Source organism: Lysinibacillus sp. NPDC097231 (assembly GCF_044761885.1).
GTDB lineage: Bacteria > Bacillota > Bacilli > Bacillales_A > Planococcaceae > Lysinibacillus.
The window spans coordinates 44,421-68,828 of sequence record NZ_JBIWDH010000001.1; the positions used below are offsets into that span (position 1 = coordinate 44,421).

Below are 24,408 nucleotides of genomic sequence, written 5' to 3' on the forward strand. Positions count from 1 at the left end.
ACATTTGCAGTATGTGCGCCTATCATGTTATTGTTGTCCTTCGTAATAGAACGTTGTTACTTGCACGGTCGCCTTTAAAATTAGATCTGCATCTTTCGTTAGCTGATCCTGCTCTCCAGGTAATTTAAAATCAATGGAATCGGTTTTCATCACACGCTCTAATTGTTCTATCTCCTGCAAGAAAGCCTCAAGTGAAGGATAATCTAGTGCAGCAACCTCTAAAGTAAAAGTGATTAGTTTTAAATTAGCTGGAAGAGATTCCTTTGCAATAGATACAATAGGGGTAATTGCTTCCTCATTATCCTGATCGTCATTCACCTGTGCATCAGCTTGTTCAAGGATATTGGAATTAGAAACCTCTGATTGTGAGACAGCTGCATCATCATTATGAACAGTTAATGACTCAATACGTGTTCCTGTCACTTCTTCAATCTCAGCCAAATCTAGAATAATCTTTTCTACCGCTCTTGTTTCAGGTAGTTTTTGCCGCAACGTTAAAATATTTATAGTGGGTTGCCCCTGCTCTTTATCTAATTGAGCAAGCTGCTCTTTTAAATGAGAGATTTCTTGTTGTGCTTTCGATATACTACTTTCTTTTGCTGCCACTTCATCCAATTTTGGTAATAACAAATAATAATATAGCGCAAATAAGATAGCGGCTACTAAAGCTACTAAAAGAATAATAGACGACTTTTTACTACTAGTTAATTTATTCATGAGCGCCGACCTCCAGCCAAATACATAAAATCGATGGTCGCTGTAATGGATACTGAATAACGTGGCACTTCTTTAAACTTTTGTTCAGGCGTTAACTCTTTGTCTTCGCCTAGTTCTATATGAAAGTTTGAGACTGTATTAATTTGTGCATCTGTAAAAAAACTACTTGTTAAAAGTCTCTCAACATATTTCGATATATCTGTCATCGTTTCAAAATCAGCTTCGATATTAACTGTTTTCGCCCCAAAGGTGTAGCTACGCAAATAGGCATGAACTGGTAGCAATGTTTTCGTTTCATTAATTAGTGGTGTCACTGGATAAGAAACACTTTGAATAAATGTCACAGACTGCTCTAGAGAACCTTGATTGACACTTTGTCTTGCCTGCAGCTCCTGCTGTAATTGATCAAGCTGTGTATTTAACGTTTGCTGTTCAGCAGTTAAACGAGCTAAGTCACTTTTCGTTGTAAAAAATAAAAATAATAAATAAGCAAGGATGCAGCCAACAATTAAGATAATCAAGGTATAAAAAAGCTTTGGCGAGGCTGTCCTTTTTTCGAGTTGCGGTAAGAGGTTTATATCTGGAACCATTAATGAACCTCCTTTAATGCTAAGCCGAGTAACGTTGAAAATTCTTTCTTAAAATGTGGAAAGAATTCTTCGATTTTTGCGCCATCAATAACCATCAAAGGTGTTTCTAAATTAGAGGCTAACAAGTTCCCAATTGACTTCATCATTGGATTATCGCCAAGCATAATGATTTCATCCACTGCTTTTTCACCTTTATGTAAAGAAAACTTAAAGAAATTCATCATCCGATCAATCTCTAAAACCTGATCCATGACAACCATTTGGTAATCTTCAGTTTCACCCTTGTAGGTAAATTGATAGCTAAACTCATCCTCTTTTTTGCCCTGCCATTGCGTCACATCCGTATCGATAGATTGATAACGCAGAAACTCAACCTGGCCATTTGAAAATATACTAATAGAGAGTTCATTTATGGACCAATCGGCAATTAAATAGGTTTTTTCAGGTGTTAACAAAGCCATATGTTCTAATAAGCGTATATTACATAATGCTCGAATATCGGCAGCTTCGGGATCTAATGATACATCTAACAGCATCCCCACCATTTTCGTAATCTCCTCTGAGGGTGCTGCAAATAACATTGCCTTACCATCCTCAGTATCAGCATCATAGACATCAATTAATGGATCCTGGAAAGGTAAATGAATCGAATGGCCCAGCTCCATCTCCGCATATCCTCGTAATTCCTGTGATTTCACATCTAGTGGGTGCTCAAAGTTTTTCAATAAAACCGTCGTATCAGGCACAAATATACGAACAGCCTGTTTTTTTCCCGTCCATTTCTTAATCTGTTCTTTCATTATCTCAAAAAGAGCCATTTCATCAACAATTGCCCCTGTTTCAACAATGCCTGCTTCTAAAGGATATTCATAGCCCTGCCACTGACTAGGCTCTGGTCCTTTCGCCATAATCGCACGCAGCACATAATCCTTCAATTCAATCGAAACATGCGACTTTCTCTTTCTCTTAAACATGTGAAAAGACCTCCTTCTCCTACCCGAGGATACATGATTTTGTCAATTAGTCATCCATTTCCCAGCCAGAAACGCAGGAAAACTTGCGTTTCTGAATGGGTTGGGAGGACTGATTATTCATCTTCTGTTGGATTAGTCTTTGGTTTACCACCTGCATCTGTCAAGCTAATATTTAAATCAGCTTCTGTTATTGTATTATTTGAATCAATCTTTTCTTTATAAGCTTCTAATTTTATTTTATCAAATTTTGAGTATTTGATTGCCCATTTTTCACCGTCATACACTACTTGATCATTAGCATCTAGCGCAATGCCATCTACAAAGCCTTTTAACTCAGTATTACTACATGTATCATCCTCACATGCACCATCAATATAAGCAATCTTAGCCCCTGCTAAAATATTTGAAGCTTCAGCTAAAATAGCACGATCTTTAGATTTATTAATGATATTCCCAATCGCCGGCACCGCAATCGCTGCGATAATTGCAAGAATCACAATAACTGCCAATAACTCAATTAATGTCAAACCCTTTTCATTTTTTACTAGTTTTTTATTTTTTAACTTTTTAATCATAATAGGTTCCTCCTTATTTTTTATTATTTGAAGTGTAATAACACGTACTTCCTCTTAAAATTATTTCTACATATTTTCATATAGTTGGAACATTGGTAGGAAAATTGCCGCAACGATAATTCCAATAACGAAGGCAAGAACAACAATCATTAAGGGCTCAATCAAAGATTTTAAAGTATCTACGGCACGATCTACTTCTTCCTCATAAAAATCAGCAACTTTTTCAAGCATATAATCCAGGGAGCCTGTTCTTTCACCAATTGACGTCATTTGCGTAACGAGTGGCGGAAATAGCCAGCTTTTTTCAAGTGGCTCTGATAATGTGCCACCCTTTTCCAAATTATCACGAGCCTCCAGCACCACTTTCCCAATAACTGGATTACCTGCAACCTTTTCAGCAATTGTTAAGGCTTGTAAAATCGGCACTGAGCTGCTAAATAAAGTTGACAATATCCTTGTCACCCTCGCTATAATATCTTTTTGCAAAAGCTGTCCGAATATCGGCATACGTAGTAGGAAAACATTCACAGTATAATGAAACTCTTTATTATTTTTATAGAAAAGGTGAAAGCCTACTACTAGCACCAATAAGACTAAAATCAGAAAGTACCAAAACTCGATCAGCCAATCACTAATACCAACAACTATCACTGTAATGAATGGCATTTCTAAATCCATCTCTTTAAATGCATCCATAAAGGTCGGGACTATAAAAATCATTAAAAACATCCCCACTACTAGTGTTAATAGTGATAATATTGCTGGATAGGTCATCGCTGATTGAATTTTTTTCTTGATGTTATACTGCTTTTCAAGTGTACCTGCTAGACGATCTAATGTGTCGTCTACGCTACCTGTTGCTTCCCCTGCACGCATCATATTAACGAATAGCACAGGGAACACTTTAGGATGCTTGCCTGCTGCATCTGAAAAGGCTGTTCCATTACGAATATCTTCTTCAACCTGTATCAACGCTCTTTTTAATGGCTTACTTTTTGTTTGTTCACTCAAAATATGGGTAGCCTCTACAACGGAAACGCCTGCGCGTATTAAAGTCGCATATTGCCGACAGTAAATAACAAAATCTTGGTGTTTAACCTTGGTGCCTAAGGCAATATCTTTATGTAAAATACTATTTGATTCTTGGAGTTCTCGTGCATTAATACCTTGAGCCCGAAGCTTTTCAAAGGCTACCTTTTTGTTTGGCGCATCAATTATGCCCTTTTTAAGAGAGCCCGTTCTTGTACGACCACTATAACGAAATACTGTCAATTATAATCACCAGCGTTCATATATGGTCGTGCATCCTCTAGCGAAATCTTCCCCGTTGCAATTAAATGCTGCATCGATGATTCTAATGTGTGCATACCTAACGCTTTACTTGTCTGCATAGCACTTTGGATTTGATGAATTTTTTCGTTACGAATTAAGTTCGAAATGGCAGGTGCTTGTACTAAAATTTCCGTTGCGGCTATGCGGCCTTTCACATCTTTACGCACAAATAAGCGTTGAGAAATAATGCCTTGTAGGACATTAGCAAGCTGTACCCGAATTTGACCTTGCTGATGTGGTGGAAATACATCAATAATACGATCTATTGTAGTTGGTGCACTGCTTGTATGGAGTGTTGCCATCACTAAGTGCCCAGTCTCAGCAGCCGTAATAGCCGTTGAAATGGTTTCGTAGTCACGCATCTCCCCAACTAAAATAATATCGGGGTCCTGACGCAAAGATGCACGTAAGCCATTCGCAAAGCTCTTTGTATCTACACCAACCTCACGTTGATTGACGATGGATTTTTTATGTGTATGCAGATATTCAATTGGATCTTCTAATGTAATAATATGTTTTGATTTTGTTTCATTGATATAATCTATCATTGCTGCTAGTGTAGTTGATTTCCCTGAACCCGTAGGACCAGTCACTAAAATTAATCCTTGTGGTTTTTCTGCAAGTCTGTATAAAACTTGTGGCATATTAAGTGACTCGATTGATGGTATTTTCGCTTCGATTAAGCGTGCTGCTATTGTTACTTCATTGCGCTGATGATAGGCATTTACACGGAATCGACATTTCCCGGGCAATGAAAAGTTGAAATCCGTTTCTCCCTTTTCGTCAAACTCCTGCTGTTTATGCACAGGAAGAATAGCCTTTACCATTTCCTTTAAATCATTCGTTTCTAACGGTACTGTGCCATATTGCTCCAACTGTCCGTGTATACGATATACCGGTGGAATGCCTTTTGTTAAATGTAGATCTGATGCTTTTTCCTCAAACGCACGTGTTAATAATTCAACAATTGAATATGCTGTCATTTCTGTCACCCCTAGTCTGCACTTGCAACGCGTAAAATTTCTGATGTGGTTGTTTGGCCAGCTACAACCTTTAATAATCCATCCACTAATAATGTGTAATAGCCTTTTTCTTTCATGTAATCATGTATAGCCATATCGCCCACGCTACTTAAAATCATGTCTTTCACTTGGCGATCAACCGGTAGGATTTCATGGATGGCCATACGACCTCGGTAACCCGTATGATTACAGGCAGGACAGCCACGACCTTTTTTACCATGCGTTACACCCTCTATACCATTTTCCTCTAGTATTTCAAGCTCACGGGCAGTGAATACATATGGTTCTGCACAATCTCGACAAACTTTACGCACGAGACGTTGCGCCATAATTCCTACAAGTGAGGAAGATAAAAGAAATGGTTCAATTCCCATATCATGTAAACGCGAGATAGATTCTACTGCGCTATTAGTATGCAAAGTACTTAACACTAAATGTCCCGTTAGTGAAGCACGGATAGCAATTTGGGCTGTTTCCAGATCGCGAATTTCTCCCACCATGACAATGTCAGGGTCCTGTCGTAAAATCGAACGCAGACCCTTGGCAAACGTTAAACCAACCTCTTCCTTTACTTGAATCTGATTGATTCCATCCAACTGATACTCCACAGGATCCTCAACCGTAATAATGTTTACGCCTTCCTCGTTTAAATGAGAGAGTGCTGCATATAACGTAGAGGATTTCCCTGAGCCTGTTGGTCCTGTAATGAGCATAATACCATTTGGATGGGCTATCATTTTCCTAAAAAGTGCTTCATTACTTGCACTAAAACCGAGTTTATCAATCTCATTTGCCGCGCTGGTTAAATCTAAAATTCGCATAACAATCTTTTCACCATAAACGGTCGGTAGTGTTGCTAATCGTATATCTACAGGTCTAAAATTCACATTGGTTTTTATACGACCATCTTGAGGAATACGATTTTCCGTAATATTTAAATTGCCCATTATTTTAATTCGAGCCAGTACCACATTTTGCATATGCTTTGGTAATGATCGCTCAGTACGCAGTACACCATCTACCCGATAACGTACACGTAGCTCTGTTTCTTGTGGATCGAAATGAATATCACTCGCTCGTTGTGCTACGCCATTCGCGATTATTTGATTAACTAAGCGAACAATAGGGGAATCTTCATTATCAATTTCTTCCTGCTGTTCAGTACTAGTTGCTGCTAAATCTAACATTGCAGCATCCATTGATTCCTGCAAATCATAGTATTTGGTAATGGTGCGATATAAATCATCTTTTGCTGCGATACTTGTCTCGATTTGACAACCAGTCGTCATACGAACTTCTTCGATTGCAAAATAATCCATCGGATCTTCCATTGCTATAAATAACTTATTTTTTTCCTTGCGGATGGGCATAATATTTGTTCGCTTTGCAAGTTCGGCAGGAATTAATTGCAATAATTCAGGACTAATAGAAAATTGATTTAAGCTAATATGTGGGATTCCAAGCTGGAACTCAAGTACCTCAATGAGCTGTTGCTCCGTTAAAAAGTTTTCTTTTATAAGAAAATCCCCTAGTTTCTCACTTTTCAATTTAGTAGTTAGTGCATACTCTAGTTGTGTAGCCGTGATAACACCTGATTCTACAAGTAAATCACCTAAACGTTTACGACCTGGCTTCATTGCCATAAACATACCTCCCATCGTTATGGACTTGTTTGAACAAAATTTCCACCCTTATCATAATAACCATAGACAATTTCTGGTCCGTCTTCTTGCTTAGACTCCTCTGGTGTAGAAGGTTTTATATCAGGCAGACCATTTCCATCTAAATCCACTTCTAAATCTGGATCTGTTGTATTTGCGCCTGCATTTTGTGTTGGAGTAGTTACTGTGACAGGCTCCTTTGATGAACGTGTAACAATTCTATTTTGAGGTGCATAGTAATCTCTACTAATCAACTGTTCTTCCGTTGCACCATCCTCTACAATCGAACGGTAAACCTCAACACGAGCCCCCTCTTTGCCTTCCTGTTCTACACGTTCTTGTCCAATCTTTAAATCATCCGAATATCGATAAATGATGCGCGGCTTGACGATTGTATCCTTGCTGACCCGAACTGTAATGTCCTTGTCCCTTCCTGTCGCAAAGATTTCTATTTTTAATTGATTGCCTTCAATAGTGGCTTTCAGTTTACCTAATTGATGAGATCGATTAATAAATTGGAGGTCTTTTGCTAATGTAGCATTGACATCCGCTTCTATTCCCTGTTGTATATAGGCAGGGTTGGCTTGCTGAGAATATCGTTCCAAAATTTCATAATCTGTCTGAAGAATCACACTGTATAGTATTGATGCAACAAAATCTAAATCCGCATCATTAACAGCTCCTACTTGTTCTCCAAAAAGGGAAAGTAAAGATATCGTTTGGTTTGGTACAAGCATGACATCATTTAGCAATGGAATGATTTTCGAAACCCCTTCTCCATCTGCTGGAAAATCCGCAATTTGAAAGGCAATCCTCTCATCTGTTCGCATAAATTCTGGATTAGTGACTGCTTGAACCTCATGATTTTTCAAATAGCTTGCTTGTATTATTATTTTTTGAAGATTTTTTTCTATATCCCAAACACCCATTTTTTCCATTTGTTGAACAATTGATTTATTGACTGTTAAAGGAATGGGCATATGTACAGTTTTCTCCTTTTGCCAAAATGCATACCATGGCTTTTTTGTCAGCTTCTCGTATTGGGCAACTACCTGTTCTATATCGAACTGTAAATCATGCGTATCAATTTCCTGCTCGATACCACCGCCACCAATGACCAGAGGGGTTTCCTGCCATTTTTCAACAGAATCACGAATAACTTGGATAGCCTCTTCTCTTTCAAGCCCTTCAATAGATACCCCACCAATTGTTGACCCACCAGGACTTTCTTCAGCATAGACAGTGCCATTTAGTACAAGCAATGGAATGTAAACTCCTACAATTAGAACAATCACTACTAATAAACCAATTACTTTTATGTATGTTTTCATCCACATCACCCTTCGTTGCAATTTCTATTTATTACAAATAATACTACATTCATAGTAGTTTGACACTATAAAAATAAACTTTATCCCGGTTTCTCTTTTAAAAATTACTCAAAAATTCAAAAATAATTCAAAAAATAGTTCAATAGAATTAATAAACAGAAAAAATCATTAGATATTGATTCAAGATTTCGTTATACTATCCTTAATAGTCATTTTTATCTAGTTTCATCAAGTTAAAGTTTCGATGAAGCACCAGATTTTCTATGCAAATTTGACACATGAAATAATATGAAACGGAAAGTAATTTTTTCGTTAGTTGTGAGTAAACGATTTTGCAACCTCTTCAATTCAACGTTTTCCCGAATCAAAAGTAATCCACAATTTTCTGCTGATAGAAGGTGTTGAGAAAATGAACCAAAAAAAATTATTAAATGAACGTGGTATGTCTTTAGTGGAAGTTGTTGTTGCTATTGCCTTACTAGCCATTATTTTAGTTTCAGTCATTAATTTGCTTCCACAAATGGGCTTAAAAAGCAAACAAAATGAAGATAAACAGGTAGCTGTAAACTTAGCATCCAAAGAGCTCGCCTATTGGCAGTCCGTGCTAAAAGATGATTTTACTGCCTTATTAGCTAATCCAGATGATACATTTTCCTTTGTCGAATCTGGTGACATACTTACAGATGATGGCGATACCATTATGATTCGAACAGCTACTACGAAATCAATGTCATCAAAATATACGACAGAAATAAAAATAACAAAAACACCTGATTTAGATACATTACCTACAAAAGCTAATCAGATTAGCGTTTTCATCTATAAAAATAATTCTATTTTAGTAACAGAAATATATGGCTATGTCTTTTATTAAGGGTGAGGTTAATGGCAACTAAAAACGAACGAGGTCTTACTTTAGTAGAAGTGTTGGCAACAGTGATTATTTTCTCTTTAGTTTCGATTCTAGCGTGGAGTATATTTTTTCAAGGCACTGAATTCTCAAAGAAAGCTGTCTCAAAAAACCAAATGCAACAAGAAGCTAATGTTATTATAGCTAGTTTAAACTCTATTCATAAACGTTCCACCGAATATTCTGCCACACCCAATAGCTGTAGCTTTTCAGTTCAATATACTGTTCGAGGTATGACAGAAACAGACGTATTTGAAAACAGCCTTATGTGCATTAAATTAGCAGATAATTTTACAAACCCTATAACCCCCAAAACCACTGATACAGAAATCAATTTATTAATCGAGGAAAAGGGCAACCCTAAAAATAAAATTCAAATCAATACTTTGCTAAGTCGCTTAAAGGAGGAGAAAAATTAATGAGGGGTGTCATAAATAATGATAAAGGTTATGTATTGGCATTAGTATTAATAATTTCAATATTATTCACTGTGATTTTTTTCTCATTTTTAGCGATTTCCTCTAATACAACAAAGCAAAATAACATTATAGAAGGTACATTCCAATCACAATCTATCGCTGAAATGGGCGTAAGTTATTTTCAACATGCCATGACCAATGAAATCATCACCAAGCAAAATGAAATTATTCAAGAAGTAATCGCTCAGAGAGACAAGGATATTATAAACATGATTATTGAAAACGATGACTACTATAAAGGCTTAGCCATCAATGCTATGGAAAATTATTTACAAAACATCATCTCCTCTCTAACAGACGATGATAAAACCATTAATGTGGAAATAAAACAAAATAAACAAAATACGTTCGATATTACACCTACTTACAAACCAGAATATTTCTCAAAAACGAGTGATAATCTGATTATCGCTTTTACAAGTACAGGTTATGCTGAGGCTAAGCATGCGGAGATTAAGGGCACAATTACAGTCGATTTTTCTAATATGATTGAGCCAAAAGCCAACCATATACCTAAAGATACAACTGATTTGATTGCTGATCCAGGTACAAAATTAAAAATCTGCCCTGCTGAGAAAAAAGCAAATTTAACTAATGAATCTTGTCAAATCGACGGAAGTGTTATTTATCAGCAAAATGAGAATTTAACTTTTTCAAACGCGATCTACCGAGTAAGTGGGGCATTTATGGCTGGTAATTTAAATAATAGCAGACTTGAAAATTCAACCATTTATATACTCGGAAGCATGACGAGTGGTAATTTAAACTCGACGAATGGTTTATTATTACATGTTAAAGGTTCACTTACAGTCGGTAATGTTATTGGAAGTGGTTTATCCAACTCTACTATTGAAGTTGGTGGAAGTGCCCAAATGGGGAATATAAAATTAATTAACTCTACCATGTTTATTAAAGGAGATGCCTCAATCGATAATGTGAATAAATTACAAAATTCCAAAATTTGCGTCAATGGCGATTTACAAATAGGTCAAATCAAGAGTGACTCAAACAAAATCAGTATTTATGCGAAAACATCTAATAATCCTATGGTTAATACTGATAATGCCGCATTTGAGGCTGCATGTACAGGTGGTGGCTCTTCAGCGGATCCGGGATCTATCAACTATACTACTGACTATGAATATTCTTATTAATTGCTACTCGTTAGCTAATCACAGCAATAATTAAGGGTTACTTAGAATACCGTAATTATAACGGCAAACTAAGTAACCCTTTTTCATTTCTTCAACAACCTACCCGACAACAACATCCCAATACCACCAATCGTGATAAACAGTGCCGCTCTGATTAATAAATCTAGTGCTGACAAATCAAAGAATATTAGCTTAATAAACGCAAAGACTAAAATGATGAAACCTGTTAAGCGTAATGTTCGTAAGTTGCGTACTGAGCTAAGCCATAGCGCAATACTTGCTGTCAGGAATAATGTGATGGACGAAAAGGCAATGCTTAGCTTCCAATCAAGTATACTGTTGTATGAAAGTTGGAATATTAGACCCCAAACGGCTATCATCGTAAGTACCACGCCTGCACTGACAATTGGATCTAACAGTTTCTCCATTCGCTCTTTGTAGATTTGATAAATGCGCCCTTTCATTAGTAAATCGGCAATTATTGCTACGATAACAGCAAGATAGACGATTCTTGTCACTATATTTAACCACTCAACGCCCTGCATATTGTACGGAATAACTTCAATAGATAGGGTAAAGAGAAGAAAAAATGCAGTAAGGACTGGTGTTAATGCACGCCCTATATATTTTGTTGGTACGAGTAGTGATCCTGCAAATAATAGTGCGAGGGCCATACACATCATATGCGGAATATTGCTCGCACTTACAAAATAAGCTGCGTCAAGCTTGCCGATATAGGCTAAGAAATAGCCTGCCACAATAACTGCTAAAATATCAATTACATATAAATCCTTCGTAAACTTTTCAAATGTAGTCAGCGTCTCTTTTGGACGTCTTGCATATACATATATAATCAGGAGATATATACCAGGCATCAACAAGCTAGCATGATCTATGCTGAAAAATGGTGTCGGCTCATGGATCATAAAGCTTATCGTGAGAGTAATCGCAAATAACAATGAGCCGACGACCTTCATCAAGCTTGCTCGCAAGCGTAAACTCATCATAACACCTGCAAATGCGATGAACGGGAATAACAAATGATCCACTTTCTCTGGCAAACTCATAACAAGTAACGTATTACATAGTGTGATAAATGCGAGTGTTACGGCACTATCAAATGCCTCCTGCCATTTCTGCTTATAGCCATAACCCGCTAAAGCTGCAAACAAGATGACTAACACGAGTAATAGTGCTTCGCCATATTCAATTGGCCAAATAATAAGATTCATGAGCAATAAGCTAAAAGCTCCGAGGCTAAATTGAAGACCAACATGAATATGTTTCCATTTAGTTTCAGTATTAAATAAACGGCACCAACTCATATAATAAATAACTAGTACAGCAATTAAGCCAATTGCCATAATAGCTCGATTGTCAATGTTCATAAACGCTACAATGCTGACAGCTAGCACAGAGAAAAAGGTTGCTATATAGAGTGCCAGTTTTTGCTTGTGTTGATGAATGACCAATTGCAGCATCGCAAACAGTACAATTACATAGATTAAGATAATAACAGCACTAAAATTCATATACTCAAGTAAATAAGGGAGTAATAGTGAGGTGAATGCCACAAACACTGTTAGTACCTCATTTTTCTTTAAGTAGCTAATAGCAATACCGTAGCCGATATAAATTACGGCAATGACAAGGGCCATCGTTAAACCTATGATTTCATACAATATCGCACTAGCTGCTGTTGTTAATATCCCAACAATAAATGCCCCGCCATATAAAGAAATAGTGATGGCTGGTGATCCTACTTTTCTACGTTCCAACACATAGGCCATTGCGACGAAGACAAGTGATAATCCATAGGCGAGGATGATTTTAACCCCGTTCGATAAATAGCCATAATCACTCACGAGCTTAAGACCCCAAAGCACACCCATCACTAAAACAACCATGAATAATTTTGGTAGTGCCCACATTATTCGTTCCTCCAAAGACCGCTGTGGCTGCACCTTTTTTTCAGGGGCTAACATTGTTTTTGGTTCTGGATCTGGTTTCAGATTTGGCTTTGAATTTGATGTCGGATCCGACTTTGAATTTGGCTTTAGGCTTTGTGCCGTTATTGACGAAGATTGCTCAATCATGGATTTTCTGGCACTCAGTGAATTTGTATTAGCAACTTGTTTAGCCTTTAACTCATTCAATTCCTCCCGCAAGTCCATCATTTCATTTTCAAGCTTGGCAATTCTCCGTTCCATTTCAAGCGACATTCAATCATCCTCCCTACTTCATCCATTTTCTAACATTATAACACAATCATTATTTATTGTAAAATTACACTTTTAGAATCCATTTATACCTTTATCTAGGTCTGCGATACATTAATGCTCGTTCGCTATCACCGGTTCCCCGTGTCGTTGGATCTACAACAACACCCATTAAAACAAATATCATTAAAACGGTGTTTAAGATGGACATTTCCAGGTCACCCAATGCACCGAATAAATCATAGCCAAAAATAGCGGCAACTTGCTGTGCGAGTAAAAGAATCAATGAAAATAACGCCAGTAAAAATGGCTTATGCTGAAGACGAATCTTCCAGTTAATTCTCATAAAAGCTCACCTCCCCCCCTCTCCCCCACATTATATGCTCCGTGTTCATATAGCACATATGCAAAAATGTAGCTTTAGGCAAGGAATTGAAGAGATCCTATTACTTCTATTAACACTCTATCTTCACAATTAAAAACCACATTTAAGAAAGTATCCACGCGAAGAAGTTGAGTCGTATTGATCACCTACGCTTTCACTATACATTTGTACATTAAATTGTCTGCATTGCTCATTTTCAAATTTTCATTCCCGATAAAAGTGTTTTATCGTGTTGTGTGAAAAAAATTATTGATTAGTGCTAATTGACACGGTGCACACAAAAAAGCCATCTCAGTAATGAAATGGCTCCCAGCTTTTACGTTTATCGTATTTCCACGCCACATAAACTAGCCCATAAACAAGTGCTGTTACTACAATTGACGCGAATAATTAAATAAATGTCAATAATTACTAATTGGCATTATTCCATAAAAGGCTATCGTAATAAATAATGCCGTATCGATAAGTTGACTTAGACGCATTTTTCGAAGTCAAGCTTATCGTTTCCATAATTCCCCTAACTAACTATCACTAAGTCTCAATTTAGAGTAAATTTATTTTTATTCGTGAAAATTACTTGGAATTTTTATTAACAAGTAGTTACCAGTCCACTTTTGTGTCGTGATAATCAACTGTTCTCCTTGCTTTTCAAAAAAGAGTCCACTACCTTCTTTTTGTACGAAAGTCCAGCCATTTTGACTAACCATTTTCTTGATGATTTCATCAACTTCAGATTGATTTCTTTCACTCGTTATATACCATTCTCGACTGTTTTCATTTGTTAATTTAACAATTTGTTTATCGGAGTTATTTATTTTTTCTACTACTTCCTTTTTACTAATATTTTCTATCGGGAGTGAAGGATAGTAGAGTTTATGGTGAAATACGAATGCAATAACAAGTATACTAATTGTTCCTAATGTAAATGTTACTAACACCTTTTTCATAAAACACCGCCTAATCTAAAATCGTTTAAAACTATTATAGATTGAGTATTATCAAATATCCCCAAATACCTTCATATGTAGCTTTAGTAAGAGGAGTATATTATGGCAATAATATTGCTTAATAATAATCCCTAAACACCCCCATTTTCATTTAGTTAAATGTGGTTAACTCTTCAGAAATAGAATTTAAAAAATCTTTTTCAAACGTAATAAAGTATTTACCATCTATCATTTCCGATTTCATTCCATCACTTAAAGATAACGATTTTATAGAGTTAATTTCCATTCCCTTCTCTAACAAATGATCCATTGATGTATTGGCTTCTATTTGAGTAGTAAGTTCTTTTAATTGTGTTTGTGGAATTTCGTTTTCTGTTTTATTAACAACAGCATGAATGAGATTTATTAGGTTTTCTTCATCGAATTCGTATCTTTTTCCCTCTGAAGCAGCCATCATTAATGCCACAATCTCTTCTCCATTCAAATGATTCGTCCCTTTTTTGAAGTCAAATGCCACTTTCGATATAGCTCTTACTCGAATATCTTCTGGCAAGTCGTAATCTATACCATTCACTGAATCAATCAACGTGGAAAAGGTCTCTAAATCCATAACCGCATAATAATCAATTGGTAAATCAAATAGCTTAGAAACTGTTGTTCTTACACTTTCAGCTCCTTCCGAACCGGAAACATAAGCAAATGTCAATTTATCATATGAAGTAGATCCATCATTCTTATCCAATATCGGAGCATAAGTATCACGAGGGATAGATAGAACTTTCATAACCTTTTTATCTTTACTATAAGTAAGTAAAAGGTTAATATGTATTCTATTATTCTCATCTTTCACCGTAAATAGAGTGGTCGAAAACCCGTCTTCTTGAAGTACTGTTCCACTTGCGTCACTTCTATTGTATTCTTTATTCAAGTTTCCAGAAAGAATTGACGGAACAAACAAAAATATACACAACCCTACTACTAATAAAGAAACTGTAAGTGGAGCGAATTTTTTTGAAGAAGAAACAAGAGATTTCTTTTGTGTATTATTGTTCTTCTCCAGTTTATGAATTTGTTCAAATACTTCATTACGGTCTTCTTTCGTAAATTGTAGTTCTTGTTCAGACGTATTATAAAATTTATCTCTTAATCGTTTATCTTCCATTAAGTTCTGCCTCCTTTATCATCGACTCTAATCTTTGTTTTGCTCTTCTTAATCTAGTTTTCACTGTATTAACTGGAATATTCAAAACTTCAGCAATTTCCTCTGTCTTTAACGAATCATAGTAGTATAGATAAACCACTTCCCGATAGACTTTTGGAAGAGAAAAGATAGTATCTTTTATTTCTTCATTATTGTATTTATCGATAACTGTTTTTTCTGTTGATGGTAAGATTGATTTTGCTGTTTCATTTATAAAACTTTTTACCTGTACCATTTTGTAATTCCAACTTTTTAAATAATCTTTACATTCGTTAATTGTTATACGATAGAGCCAAGTTTTTATTTGTGCGTCAAATCGAAACGAATCAAGGTTTTTGTAACATTTGATAAACGTATTTTGAACCACATCCTTAGCAATCTCTGCATCTTTGACATAAGAAAATGCCAATCGTACCAACTCATTACCATATTCAATCATTATTTTTTCTAATATGAAATCTTTTTCTTCTCTGTCCAATCTACTACCCTCCCTTTCAACCTACTTCAAATTCAGCTATTAGACGATTATCAAATCATAATAGGTTCAATTTCAAAAAAATATTTATTTTTTTCAAAAATTACGTAAAAAATAAATGAAATACAAAACCTGTATCTTAGATTACCGAGTAATCATTGATACAGGCTTATTGTTTATAATTCCTTATTCCGCTAAGCTGCTTACGTTAGCTCATAAATAAAGCTCCTTTGACTTCGGTGCTTGATCCTAATCTCTTGCACCCGTTAGTGAGTAGTCAGGTTAAAATTTCCTCTTTAATAAATTTATTACGTAGTACATGAGTGAAATCAAAAATGATAAAAGTATAACAATTATTGTACCGAATGTATAAATCCCTGTTTCGGCATAATCACCGCCATCAAACACATTAGCAAATAGAAAAAAGAAAATTACACTAATCATTAAAGTTAAGAAAAATATACTAATATATCTTGACATGTTATCCCCCTCTACAATACAACTTTAACACAATAATCCAGTCCTTTACTCAACTATTGTGAAAAAGGCAACTGCACTTCTTCTGCAATCACCCTTCTCCCATCTATGCTTTTTGCCTCACTTAATTTTTGTTAGTTATTTCTTTGTTTTGTTCAGTTTGAATTTCACTATTCATTCGAATGATTCGAACCCATCTTAATACTAAAGCTACTAACAAAATAGGTATTATCGCAAACAACGCTCCTGCCATATCCCCAGAAAAATTCACTTTGAAAGCCCTCCCTTTTTGAAAATTTCACCATAATAATACAATAATTTTCGTTTAACTCTCCTGCTCCATTAGTTCAATAAGAAAAAAAGAGCTACATATGCAACCCAATGATTTTAGCCATTAATATATATTTACCCCTGGAATAAGTATTATCTGAACCACAGATATTGACTCTTCCATCTGAATGTAGAAAATAAGGTGGAATCATAAACTTATTCACATATTCCAGCTTTATTTTATCTTAACATTTTTTTGCAAAAAAATAATTGACAAAAAAACCCTTGCGTTATATAGTTAGTTACACAAGTAATTAACCAATCGACCAAGGAGGTGGATGGTGATTCATTCTTTAAATAATGAAAAGCCCATTTTCCAGCAAATTCGCGAACGAATAGAGGATGCAATTCTAGATGGACAGCTACAACCCGAAGATCGCATTCCATCCACAAATGAATTTGCAAAAGAATATCAAATTAATCCTGCAACAGCTGGAAAGGGTGTGAACGAATTAGTGGACAAAGGCGTAATTTATAAAAAACGCGGCGTCGGCATGTTTGTTAGTACTGATGCGCGTGGGATTCTAATTACAGAGCGTAAGGAAATTTTTTTCCAACAACATATAGAGCCTTTGAAGAAAGAAGCAATAAGATTAGGGATTTCAGATGAAGAATTACAAAATATGTTAAAGGGGTTTTAACGTATGAAAATTGAAGTAAAAAACGTTAGTAAATCATATAAACACAAGGAAGCTTTAAAAAATGTCACTTTTACCATTGAAGGACCAAAGATCGTTGGCTTTTTGGGTCATAATGGCGCTGGCAAAACAACATTCTTAAATTTGTTATCAGGACTAATTGCTACAACAGATGGAAACATCTCCGTTAATGGAGAAAATGTCTTCAATACAACTGCCACTTTACGTGAAATTTGTTTTGTTGCAGAGAGCGGAAACTTTCAAGAAGAGATGACAATTGCACAAACATTAAAGGCACATAGCTTCTTTTATCCAAAATGGGATGAAAATCTTGCAATGGAACTATTAGAAGTTTTTGCACTAAACCCAAAGGATAAAGTTCGCGGTTTATCTAAAGGCATGGTGTCCGCGTTAGGCATCATCACAGGCTTTGCAAGTAATGCAAGGATTACGATTTTTGATGAGCCTTATATCGGACTTGATGTAGCTGCTCGAAATACTTTTTATGATTTATTGATTGAACAACAAACCGACAATCCACGACTTTTTATTTTATCTACACATTTAATTGATGAGGCAAGTGAGCTGTTCGAGGAGATACTTATTCTACACGAGGGACAATTGCTACTGCAAAAAACAGCAGAAGAATGGCACGAGCATATTGTCGCAGTAAAAGGTAATGCTTCCGATGTTGAGCAGGCAATTACTGGCCTAGAGGTTATCTATAAACATATGTTTATGCAGGAGCTAACTGCAATTGTCTACGCTAATGGTCAATCCATCAAAGGACAGAATATAACATTTGAACGTGTTTCATTACAGGACATGTTGGTGTATTTAAGTAAACAGCAGAAGGCGAGGTCTATTAAATGAACACAGTAAAAGGTAGCTTTTATGTATTATTACAAAGCTTTAAAAAACAAATTATAATTTTTTGGTGCATTTTGTTTTCAATCATCCTATTTAGCGTATTCTTAGCTAATTTCTCTGGACTAAACATATCCATTGCAATCTCTATTGCTGTACCTGTCTATATCTTTTACGGTATTATGGCGGCAAAACTACTAAATAAAACCTTGCCCTATTTTTTAAAGCTTGGTTTAAGTCGCTTGCAATATTTGTTCAATGTAGGGATCTTTTTCATCAGTTGGAGCTTAGTAGGGGCCATCGTTATTGCTTGTACACATAAAATAATTACCAACGTTGCTAATATTTTTATTATTCATCCTGTTTTACTTATCAATAATTCTCCATCGTTTATACAAATGTTTACATTCGATACTGTTATACTGTTCTTCTTCCTAACGTCCGGTCTTTTGTTAAATGTTGTCTTTTATCGCTTAGGCATTCTTGGCGGTTACAGCTTTATAGGGCTACTTGTCTTAATTCCGATTGTTACAATCACTTTCAAGTGGTATACACCTTTGTTTGACCTATTATCAAATACATCTACCTTTACTCTCTTAAGTAGTTTAGTAGTGTTTAGTGTATTGCTCTACTCTATTATCACAATGGCGATTCGAAATGCTTCTGTCAATCCTGCATAAAAAAAGTGATGCCAAGCCACATTATTATGGGCTTGGCATTTTTTATAGGGAGTCTAGTTATACTCTTCCTCTTTAGTTGTATAGTCAATGGAATTGGCGATGTCGACTAATATCTCAGGTGTCACCATATTTGATACCCTTTTATCAATCCACAGCATATATTGCCAATCTTCTCTTTCAAAAGCAAGAACATTAAAGCCTGAAATCTCCATATAGGTTGAAGTCGTTTTATTTTTCAATTCGAATGTTTTTACTATACATTCCTTTTTGTATGGTAACTTAAACTGTATAGGCCGAACAGTTATTTTGTAGTGATGCTCGGGAAGTTGATTATTAATAAATGTTACTTCAAAAAAATCATTCATCTCACCAACAAGATTACTAAACCGACCAAAATGATGAGTAAAACGAATAGGAGGTACTCGAAGTGGTAGCTTTAGTTCTTGATGATAGTGCCGTTCAAAATCGGAGGCAGCTGCTTCAACCGTTTTATAGCCTATTTCAGGGTAAATTTCTTCGTAAGAATTGGGTGAATCATTGATATAGGCATCACTAGGTTGAGAAAATAACAAATAACAGGAACTTAAGCAGAGAGAAAAAATTCTGTCCATTTTATCACCTCAGTATCACTTTAGGTGTAGTTTTTCCCAATTCATTGATTTTATGTGGACAATCATATGCGAACAACATTTTTGATAATGTTTTGGCTGAAAAACTATGCGCAAAGCTTTTCTTCTTTGGAGCGCGGGTTTTCTGCTCCGATGCGCGAGTATTCACCTTTCTTCCGCGGGTTTTCTGCTCCACCGCGCGGGTATTTTCCCTTCTTCCGCGGGTATTCCACTCCGATGCGCGGGTATTCACCTTCCTTCCGCTAGAAGAGTAAATGGGCAACTAGGGCTGCTATTGGTAGTGAAATAATTGTGCGCAGCAAGAAAAGGACAACTAGATCTAAAAACCTCAGCGGAATTTTTGTACCTAAAATAAGGCCACCGACTTCAGACATATAGATAAGCTGTGAAACAGATACGACAGCAATAACAAATCGTGTAGTTTCAGCTTCGATTCCTGCACCTAAAATTGAAGGTAAAAACATGTCAGCAAAGCCCACAACCATTGTTTGTGCTGCTTCAGCCGCTTCTGGTAACCCAAGCACTGTTAAAATAGGCTCAAATGGCTTCCCTAAAACAGTGAAAATACTAGTGAATTCGGCAAGCATTAAAGCAGTAGTACCAAATGCCATAACAATCGGCGCTACACCAATCCATAAATCCAAGACATTTCTAGATCCATCTTTTAAAAATTGACGTGGATCACGATTTGCATGCGCGATCGCTAAAGCATTTTCCAAGCCATGTGACATAGAGTTATAGCCTTTAGGTAATTCCTCACGTGATAAATCTAATGGAGTACCGTCAATATAAGTATCTTCTTTATTGGCAAGCGGATAAATTCTTGGCATAACGATCGCTAGCACGATACCACAAAGTACTACCGTTAAATAATATGGGATAAAATAGCGTGACAAACCTACAGTATCTAATACAACAATACAGAATGTAATGGAAACAACTGAAAAGCTCGTTGCAATTATGGCAGACTCTTTTTTCGTATAATTCCCCATTTCATATTGCTTACTCGTCATTAAGACTCCAATTGTTCCATCTCCAACCCATGATGTAAGTGCGTCAATCGATGAACGTCCAGGGCTTTTAAAGAGAGGACGCATAATTTTCACCATCATAGTTCCGAAAAATTCAAGCAAGCCGAAGTTTGTTAAAAACGGTAATAGCAATCCTGCAAATAAGAAAATCGTAAATAAAAATGTTACCAAACCACCATTTGGCTCCATTAGTAAACCACCAGTATTTTCATTGTTTATCAATGATGGTCCAAAATTAAACACAACCATTGATGCAAATACTAAACCGATAACTCGTATAATGGTCCAAAACCAATTTACATAAAATAGTGTATATAAAATACTAGGTTCCTTTGTATTTTTTTGTGAAAAAAATTTGGCAATAAGTGAACCAATTGCCGAAATTCCAAACATAATGATCGTAAAATAACTAATGACAGGAGCTATGAAACCTGCTAATAAATTTGCTAAAATAGCAATCGGTACTTTCCAACCTTCATCCGTTAAGACTGGTGTCATGAACAATAGGACACCAATAAGAGAAGGGATAATAAAGAAAAAGTACGAAGAAGTAGGATATTTTTTCATATTTAATGCCTCATTTCTCTAAGTTGTATCTGTTAAACTGCAAAGGTATGTATATCACATAAAAATTGAATACGGATAAAATCAATTTCGCCTTGGCGTAATTGCGTCCGGATTTTGAATTGTGACCGAACAATTCATTCCTTTGAAAATCCGTGACATCCACCGGAGGCATTATCTTCATTCAGTAGAAGACTCCCACCTATAGAGGTGAGAGTCTTCTACTGAATGAAGATAAAAAACATTCCTCTAAAAAGTAACCAAGGAATGTCCGAGCTCTACATTTTTATATAATTAACTTCCGCAATTCACGTTTCTCCACATTAAGTCATACTTTACTTAATGTCTCAATTCAATTAACCTTGTAGTTTCTAATTTTATTATAAACTATATTTTGCTTAAACATCTTGTCCACAAATTGTGACAGATTTTTTAGCAGTCCCGATAAAATGAGGAACACTAAATGTCAAACTGTCCTTGACACCCGCTGAAAGAAGTTAAATTTAAATGATCCCCGCATAAATCATACCGATTTTGATTGCCTACGAGATTTAACCTGCACCTAATAGGCATACAAATAGACCATATTTCTTTCATCTCATATCTTAATTATGAACCACAACTTATCAAAACAGGAGGTCATAACATGTTTAATCGTATGCATCACCACGGACATGGACCACATTGTTGTCCGCCACATGTATTCCCAACTCATTGTGAACATCCACATTTTTTACCAGCAGAGCAATTTGTTCGTACTAATTACATCCATACTGTCGTACCACATGTACAACCAGCACATATTACAACAGTAAACAAACATATAATCGATCATCAATACCACTTCCCTTGCACTGAATCTGTAGTGGATGAATGTTGCGAAAATCACACGCTATGTGGTATGCCACATGATCACTGCCACATGCCGCACCATCATCATCACGGTCACATGCCACATCATCATCACCACCATCATATGCCACACCATCAACATTATATGGGGTATTAATGAAATATGCGATGAGGTTAAGTATATCTCATCGCTTCTTTATATTTATTTGTAAATATTTCTATTGTAAAAATACCTAACTCTATCATTTCAATAAAAGTCTGGGTCAGGTTATTTATGATAAAACTCTTAATGTCATAAAAAAAACCGAGTACCTTTACTAGGCACTCGGCTAATATTTTTAGTACATTTTTAAATATTGATCGCGTTCCCATTGGTGTACTGTTGTACGGTACATGTCGAACTCGATTTCTTTTGCTTCTTTAAAGTTTGCGTAGATATGCTCACCTAAAGCTTCTTGTGCTACCTTATCATTAGCAAGTAATACTAAAGCATCATCAAGTGCTGGTGGTAAGTTTGCGATACCGTTCGCTTTACGCTCTTCTTCAGACATCACGTAAATGTTACGGTTGATCGCAGCTGGTGGCGTTAAGTTTTGACGAATACCTTCAAGACCAGCTTCTAAAATAACAGCCATTGCTAAATATGGGTTTGCTGCTGGGTCCACAGAACGTACTTCCACACGAGTTGAAAGACCACGCGCTGATGGGATACGGATAAGTGGTGAACGATTTTGAGCTGACCATGCTACGTAACATGGTGCTTCGTAACCAGGAACTAGACGTTTATAAGAGTTAACTGTTGGATTTGTCACAGCTGTGAATCCTTGAACATGAGCAAGGACACCTGCCATGAATTGCATTGCTGTTTCAGAAAGTCCTAGTTCAGTAGACTGATCGTAGAATGCATTTTCTTTACCTTTAAATAATGAAACGTTGAAGTGCATACCAGAGCCAGCCTCACCGAATAATGGCTTCGGCATAAATGTCGCATGAAGGCCATGTTTACGAGCAATTGTTTTAACTACTAATTTAAACGTTTGGATGTTATCACAAGCTGTGATTGCATCCGCATATTTAAAGTCGATTTCATGTTGTCCTGGAGCTACCTCATGGTGAGATGCTTCAATTTCAAAGCCCATCTCTTCTAGCTCTAATACGATATCACGTCGGCAGTTTTCACCAAGGTCAGTTGGCGCTAAGTCGAAGTATCCACCGTGGTCATTTACTTCTAATGTTGGTTCACCTTTAGCATCTAATTTAAATAAGAAGAATTCTGGCTCAGGCCCTAAGTTGAAGCTAGTGAAGCCTAAGTCTTCCATTTTTTTAAGGATACGTTTTAGGTTGTTACGTGGGTCACCAGCAAATGGCTCGCCTTTAGCAGTGTATACATCACAGATGAAACGTGCTACTTTCCCTTTTTCAGAAGTCCAAGGGAACACTACGAAAGAATCTAAATCTGGATATAAATACATATCTGATTCTTCGATACGTACAAAGCCTTCAATGGATGAGCCATCAAACATCATTTTATTTTCTAGAGCTTTGTCTAATTGACTTACTGGAATCTCAACGTTTTTGATTGTGCCAAGAATATCCGTAAATTGTAAACGAATAAAGCTTACGTTTTTTTCTTCGATTAGACGTTTAATGTCCTCTTTTGTGTATTTGCCCACAGTTTTCCACACTCCTATAAATTGTCTAGCTTATATCATTACTCTATCCTATTAAAATAAGCATGAAACTGCATTCATTAATAGAATCGAGATAAATCCCCTTGTCGGATGGATGATTTTTGCAAGCGCTGTGCTTGACGCATTTCCTCGCGCATGATGCGACGTAATTCTGAATCACTTAAATCTGGTTCTTCCGTTGCAACAGGATCTTTCTTTTTAGAGAATAACTTTTTAATCTTCGCCATGTTCATTCCCTGTTCCAAGTAATCTTTAATTTCAAGCAATGTGTCGACGTCATTTAAAGAAAACATTCGACGATTGCCTTCTGTTCGGTGCGGCTCAATTAAATGGTGTTCTTCATAGTAACGAATTTGGCGTGCCGAAAGCTCGGTCAATTGCATCACGATACTCATGGATAATAACGGCATAGTTCGTCTAATTTCACGACTCATTTAAGTCCCCTCCAATACCCGCTAATCATATAACGAAAAATTTACACTGTCAACAAAGATGTAAGGTTTCCTAACATCGATTTTCAATATTTTTTTCAACTGATGCGAAATTGTAAAAAAACTATTCAAAATCATGATTTGAATAGTTTCACAGTGTTGAAAAGCAAAATGGTCAAGAAACCTTTGTGAATAGTTGGCACTGTAAATGAGCTGATTTCCGTTCCAGTCTACTCGCTTTGTTGC

At 36.2% G+C, this 24,408-nt stretch carries 25 protein-coding genes; 7 read left to right on the forward strand and 18 right to left on the reverse strand.

Going from position 1 to position 24,408, the window contains the following annotated elements; genetic code table 11:
- Positions 1–27: 27 nt before the first annotated feature.
- From ACIQXF_RS00280 to ACIQXF_RS00315, 8 genes are all read right to left on the reverse strand, one after another.
- Positions 28–717 (reverse strand): hypothetical protein, encoded by a 690-nt coding sequence (locus ACIQXF_RS00280; RefSeq protein WP_402777463.1) that lies wholly within the window; start codon positions 715–717, stop codon positions 28–30.
- Positions 714–1,307 carry a PilN domain-containing protein gene (locus ACIQXF_RS00285; protein ID WP_402777466.1) on the reverse strand — a complete coding sequence of 198 codons (594 nt, stop codon included), beginning with the start codon at positions 1,305–1,307 and terminating at the stop codon, positions 714–716. Before ACIQXF_RS00285 ends, ACIQXF_RS00280 begins: the two co-directional genes overlap by 4 nt.
- Positions 1,307–2,281, reverse strand: a complete 975-nt coding sequence (pilM, locus tag ACIQXF_RS00290; protein WP_402777469.1) for a type IV pilus biogenesis protein PilM — start codon at positions 2,279–2,281, stop codon at positions 1,307–1,309. Before pilM ends, ACIQXF_RS00285 begins: the two co-directional genes overlap by 1 nt.
- A 113-nt stretch (positions 2,282–2,394) precedes the next feature.
- Entirely contained in the window at positions 2,395–2,856 is a 462-nt protein-coding gene (locus tag ACIQXF_RS00295; protein WP_402777472.1) for a prepilin-type N-terminal cleavage/methylation domain-containing protein, read from the reverse strand.
- A gap of 66 nt (positions 2,857–2,922) precedes the next feature.
- A complete protein-coding gene (locus ACIQXF_RS00300) occupies positions 2,923–4,128 on the reverse strand; it encodes a type II secretion system F family protein (RefSeq protein WP_402777475.1) in 1,206 nt (401 codons plus the stop codon).
- The gene (locus ACIQXF_RS00305) at positions 4,125–5,171 is read right to left on the reverse strand and encodes a type IV pilus twitching motility protein PilT (protein WP_402777478.1); all 1,047 of its coding nucleotides are present in this window, start codon (positions 5,169–5,171) and stop codon (positions 4,125–4,127) included. The genes ACIQXF_RS00300 and ACIQXF_RS00305 overlap by 4 nt, the downstream gene beginning before the upstream one ends.
- A gap of 11 nt (positions 5,172–5,182) precedes the next feature.
- A complete protein-coding gene (locus ACIQXF_RS00310; RefSeq protein ID WP_402777481.1) occupies positions 5,183–6,853 on the reverse strand; it encodes a GspE/PulE family protein in 1,671 nt (556 codons plus the stop codon).
- 17 nt (positions 6,854–6,870) lie between these two features.
- Positions 6,871–8,202 carry a G5 domain-containing protein gene (locus ACIQXF_RS00315; RefSeq protein WP_402777484.1) on the reverse strand — a complete coding sequence of 444 codons (1,332 nt, stop codon included), beginning with the start codon at positions 8,200–8,202 and terminating at the stop codon, positions 6,871–6,873.
- 409 nt (positions 8,203–8,611) lie between these two features.
- Here ACIQXF_RS00315 and ACIQXF_RS00320 point away from each other — a divergent pair, with 409 nt between their 5' ends.
- From ACIQXF_RS00320 to ACIQXF_RS00330, 3 genes are read left to right on the forward strand one after another with little or no spacing between them, the layout of a single operon-like run.
- Positions 8,612–9,076 carry a type IV pilus modification PilV family protein gene (locus ACIQXF_RS00320; protein WP_402777486.1) on the forward strand — a complete coding sequence of 155 codons (465 nt, stop codon included), beginning with the start codon at positions 8,612–8,614 and terminating at the stop codon, positions 9,074–9,076.
- Positions 9,077–9,087: 11 nt separating this feature from the next.
- Positions 9,088–9,531 (forward strand): type II secretion system protein, encoded by a 444-nt coding sequence (locus tag ACIQXF_RS00325; protein WP_402777489.1) that lies wholly within the window; start codon positions 9,088–9,090, stop codon positions 9,529–9,531.
- Complete coding sequence (locus tag ACIQXF_RS00330) at positions 9,531–10,745, forward strand: hypothetical protein (protein WP_402777492.1); 1,215 nt, start codon at positions 9,531–9,533, stop codon at positions 10,743–10,745. The genes ACIQXF_RS00325 and ACIQXF_RS00330 overlap by 1 nt, the downstream gene beginning before the upstream one ends.
- Before the next feature lie 83 nt (positions 10,746–10,828).
- Here ACIQXF_RS00330 and ACIQXF_RS00335 read toward each other — a convergent pair whose 3' ends face one another.
- From ACIQXF_RS00335 to ACIQXF_RS00360, 6 genes are all read right to left on the reverse strand, one after another.
- The gene (locus tag ACIQXF_RS00335) at positions 10,829–12,967 is read right to left on the reverse strand and encodes a DUF2339 domain-containing protein (RefSeq protein WP_402777495.1); all 2,139 of its coding nucleotides are present in this window, start codon (positions 12,965–12,967) and stop codon (positions 10,829–10,831) included.
- 91 nt (positions 12,968–13,058) lie between these two features.
- Complete coding sequence (locus ACIQXF_RS00340) at positions 13,059–13,310, reverse strand: phage holin (protein ID WP_402777498.1); 252 nt, start codon at positions 13,308–13,310, stop codon at positions 13,059–13,061.
- A gap of 599 nt (positions 13,311–13,909) precedes the next feature.
- Positions 13,910–14,296: a hypothetical protein gene (locus ACIQXF_RS00345; RefSeq protein WP_402777501.1), complete on the reverse strand. Its 387-nt coding sequence runs from the start codon at positions 14,294–14,296 to the stop codon at positions 13,910–13,912.
- Positions 14,297–14,447: 151 nt separating this feature from the next.
- Positions 14,448–15,458: an LCP family protein gene (locus tag ACIQXF_RS00350; protein WP_402777504.1), complete on the reverse strand. Its 1,011-nt coding sequence runs from the start codon at positions 15,456–15,458 to the stop codon at positions 14,448–14,450.
- The gene (locus tag ACIQXF_RS00355; protein ID WP_402777507.1) at positions 15,448–15,975 is read right to left on the reverse strand and encodes a sigma-70 family RNA polymerase sigma factor; all 528 of its coding nucleotides are present in this window, start codon (positions 15,973–15,975) and stop codon (positions 15,448–15,450) included. Before ACIQXF_RS00355 ends, ACIQXF_RS00350 begins: the two co-directional genes overlap by 11 nt.
- Before the next feature lie 598 nt (positions 15,976–16,573).
- On the reverse strand, positions 16,574–16,720 hold the full coding sequence (locus ACIQXF_RS00360) for a hypothetical protein (protein ID WP_402777510.1): 147 nt from the start codon (positions 16,718–16,720) through the stop codon (positions 16,574–16,576).
- A gap of 337 nt (positions 16,721–17,057) precedes the next feature.
- Between ACIQXF_RS00360 and ACIQXF_RS00365 the strand changes: the two genes are divergently transcribed.
- Genes ACIQXF_RS00365 through ACIQXF_RS00375 form a run of 3 tightly spaced genes read left to right on the forward strand, consistent with a single transcriptional unit; the run spans position 17,058 to position 18,964 of the window.
- On the forward strand, positions 17,058–17,420 hold the full coding sequence (locus ACIQXF_RS00365) for a GntR family transcriptional regulator (protein ID WP_402777513.1): 363 nt from the start codon (positions 17,058–17,060) through the stop codon (positions 17,418–17,420).
- A gap of 3 nt (positions 17,421–17,423) precedes the next feature.
- A complete protein-coding gene (locus tag ACIQXF_RS00370; protein ID WP_402777516.1) occupies positions 17,424–18,290 on the forward strand; it encodes an ABC transporter ATP-binding protein in 867 nt (288 codons plus the stop codon).
- On the forward strand, positions 18,287–18,964 hold the full coding sequence (locus tag ACIQXF_RS00375; RefSeq protein WP_402777519.1) for a hypothetical protein: 678 nt from the start codon (positions 18,287–18,289) through the stop codon (positions 18,962–18,964). The genes ACIQXF_RS00370 and ACIQXF_RS00375 overlap by 4 nt, the downstream gene beginning before the upstream one ends.
- 53 nt (positions 18,965–19,017) lie before the next feature.
- Here the strand turns inward: ACIQXF_RS00375 and ACIQXF_RS00380 are convergent, their stop codons facing one another.
- Positions 19,018–19,575 (reverse strand): hypothetical protein, encoded by a 558-nt coding sequence (locus tag ACIQXF_RS00380; protein ID WP_402777522.1) that lies wholly within the window; start codon positions 19,573–19,575, stop codon positions 19,018–19,020.
- Positions 19,576–19,835: 260 nt separating this feature from the next.
- Complete coding sequence (locus ACIQXF_RS00385; protein ID WP_402777525.1) at positions 19,836–21,191, reverse strand: YjiH family protein; 1,356 nt, start codon at positions 21,189–21,191, stop codon at positions 19,836–19,838.
- 643 nt (positions 21,192–21,834) lie between these two features.
- Between ACIQXF_RS00385 and ACIQXF_RS00390 the strand changes: the two genes are divergently transcribed.
- A complete protein-coding gene (locus ACIQXF_RS00390) occupies positions 21,835–22,197 on the forward strand; it encodes a CotD family spore coat protein (RefSeq protein WP_402777528.1) in 363 nt (120 codons plus the stop codon).
- 181 nt (positions 22,198–22,378) lie between these two features.
- Here ACIQXF_RS00390 and glnA read toward each other — a convergent pair whose 3' ends face one another.
- Together glnA and ACIQXF_RS00400 are read right to left on the reverse strand one after the other, a co-directional pair.
- On the reverse strand, positions 22,379–23,713 hold the full coding sequence (glnA, locus tag ACIQXF_RS00395; RefSeq protein WP_402777531.1) for a type I glutamate--ammonia ligase: 1,335 nt from the start codon (positions 23,711–23,713) through the stop codon (positions 22,379–22,381).
- A gap of 77 nt (positions 23,714–23,790) precedes the next feature.
- Positions 23,791–24,165, reverse strand: a complete 375-nt coding sequence (locus ACIQXF_RS00400; protein WP_402777534.1) for a MerR family transcriptional regulator — start codon at positions 24,163–24,165, stop codon at positions 23,791–23,793.
- Positions 24,166–24,408 lie beyond the last annotated feature (243 nt).

Bases quoted from the DNA above. Each gene is read 5' to 3' on its own strand.
- ACIQXF_RS00340 (WP_402777498.1), bottom strand. From the start codon at position 13,310: ATGAGAATTAACTGGAAGATTCGTCTTCAGCATAAGCCATTTTTACTG.
- ACIQXF_RS00295 (WP_402777472.1), bottom strand. From the start codon at position 2,856: ATGATTAAAAAGTTAAAAAATAAAAAACTAGTAAAAAATGAAAAGGGT.
- ACIQXF_RS00345 (WP_402777501.1), bottom strand. From the start codon at position 14,296: ATGAAAAAGGTGTTAGTAACATTTACATTAGGAACAATTAGTATACTT.
- ACIQXF_RS00285 (WP_402777466.1), bottom strand. From the start codon at position 1,307: ATGGTTCCAGATATAAACCTCTTACCGCAACTCGAAAAAAGGACAGCC.
- ACIQXF_RS00315 (WP_402777484.1), bottom strand. From the start codon at position 8,202: ATGAAAACATACATAAAAGTAATTGGTTTATTAGTAGTGATTGTTCTA.
- ACIQXF_RS00350 (WP_402777504.1), bottom strand. From the start codon at position 15,458: ATGGAAGATAAACGATTAAGAGATAAATTTTATAATACGTCTGAACAA.
- ACIQXF_RS00380 (WP_402777522.1), bottom strand. From the start codon at position 19,575: ATGGACAGAATTTTTTCTCTCTGCTTAAGTTCCTGTTATTTGTTATTT.
- ACIQXF_RS00390 (WP_402777528.1), top strand. From the start codon at position 21,835: ATGTTTAATCGTATGCATCACCACGGACATGGACCACATTGTTGTCCG.
- ACIQXF_RS00375 (WP_402777519.1), top strand. From the start codon at position 18,287: ATGAACACAGTAAAAGGTAGCTTTTATGTATTATTACAAAGCTTTAAA.
- ACIQXF_RS00400 (WP_402777534.1), bottom strand. From the start codon at position 24,165: ATGAGTCGTGAAATTAGACGAACTATGCCGTTATTATCCATGAGTATC.
- ACIQXF_RS00370 (WP_402777516.1), top strand. From the start codon at position 17,424: ATGAAAATTGAAGTAAAAAACGTTAGTAAATCATATAAACACAAGGAA.
- ACIQXF_RS00385 (WP_402777525.1), bottom strand. From the start codon at position 21,191: ATGAAAAAATATCCTACTTCTTCGTACTTTTTCTTTATTATCCCTTCT.
- ACIQXF_RS00320 (WP_402777486.1), top strand. From the start codon at position 8,612: ATGAACCAAAAAAAATTATTAAATGAACGTGGTATGTCTTTAGTGGAA.
- ACIQXF_RS00280 (WP_402777463.1), bottom strand. From the start codon at position 717: ATGAATAAATTAACTAGTAGTAAAAAGTCGTCTATTATTCTTTTAGTA.
- ACIQXF_RS00330 (WP_402777492.1), top strand. From the start codon at position 9,531: ATGAGGGGTGTCATAAATAATGATAAAGGTTATGTATTGGCATTAGTA.
- ACIQXF_RS00365 (WP_402777513.1), top strand. From the start codon at position 17,058: ATGGTGATTCATTCTTTAAATAATGAAAAGCCCATTTTCCAGCAAATT.
- ACIQXF_RS00325 (WP_402777489.1), top strand. From the start codon at position 9,088: ATGGCAACTAAAAACGAACGAGGTCTTACTTTAGTAGAAGTGTTGGCA.
- ACIQXF_RS00305 (WP_402777478.1), bottom strand. From the start codon at position 5,171: ATGACAGCATATTCAATTGTTGAATTATTAACACGTGCGTTTGAGGAA.
- pilM (WP_402777469.1), bottom strand. From the start codon at position 2,281: ATGTTTAAGAGAAAGAGAAAGTCGCATGTTTCGATTGAATTGAAGGAT.
- ACIQXF_RS00310 (WP_402777481.1), bottom strand. From the start codon at position 6,853: ATGGCAATGAAGCCAGGTCGTAAACGTTTAGGTGATTTACTTGTAGAA.
- ACIQXF_RS00335 (WP_402777495.1), bottom strand. From the start codon at position 12,967: ATGTCGCTTGAAATGGAACGGAGAATTGCCAAGCTTGAAAATGAAATG.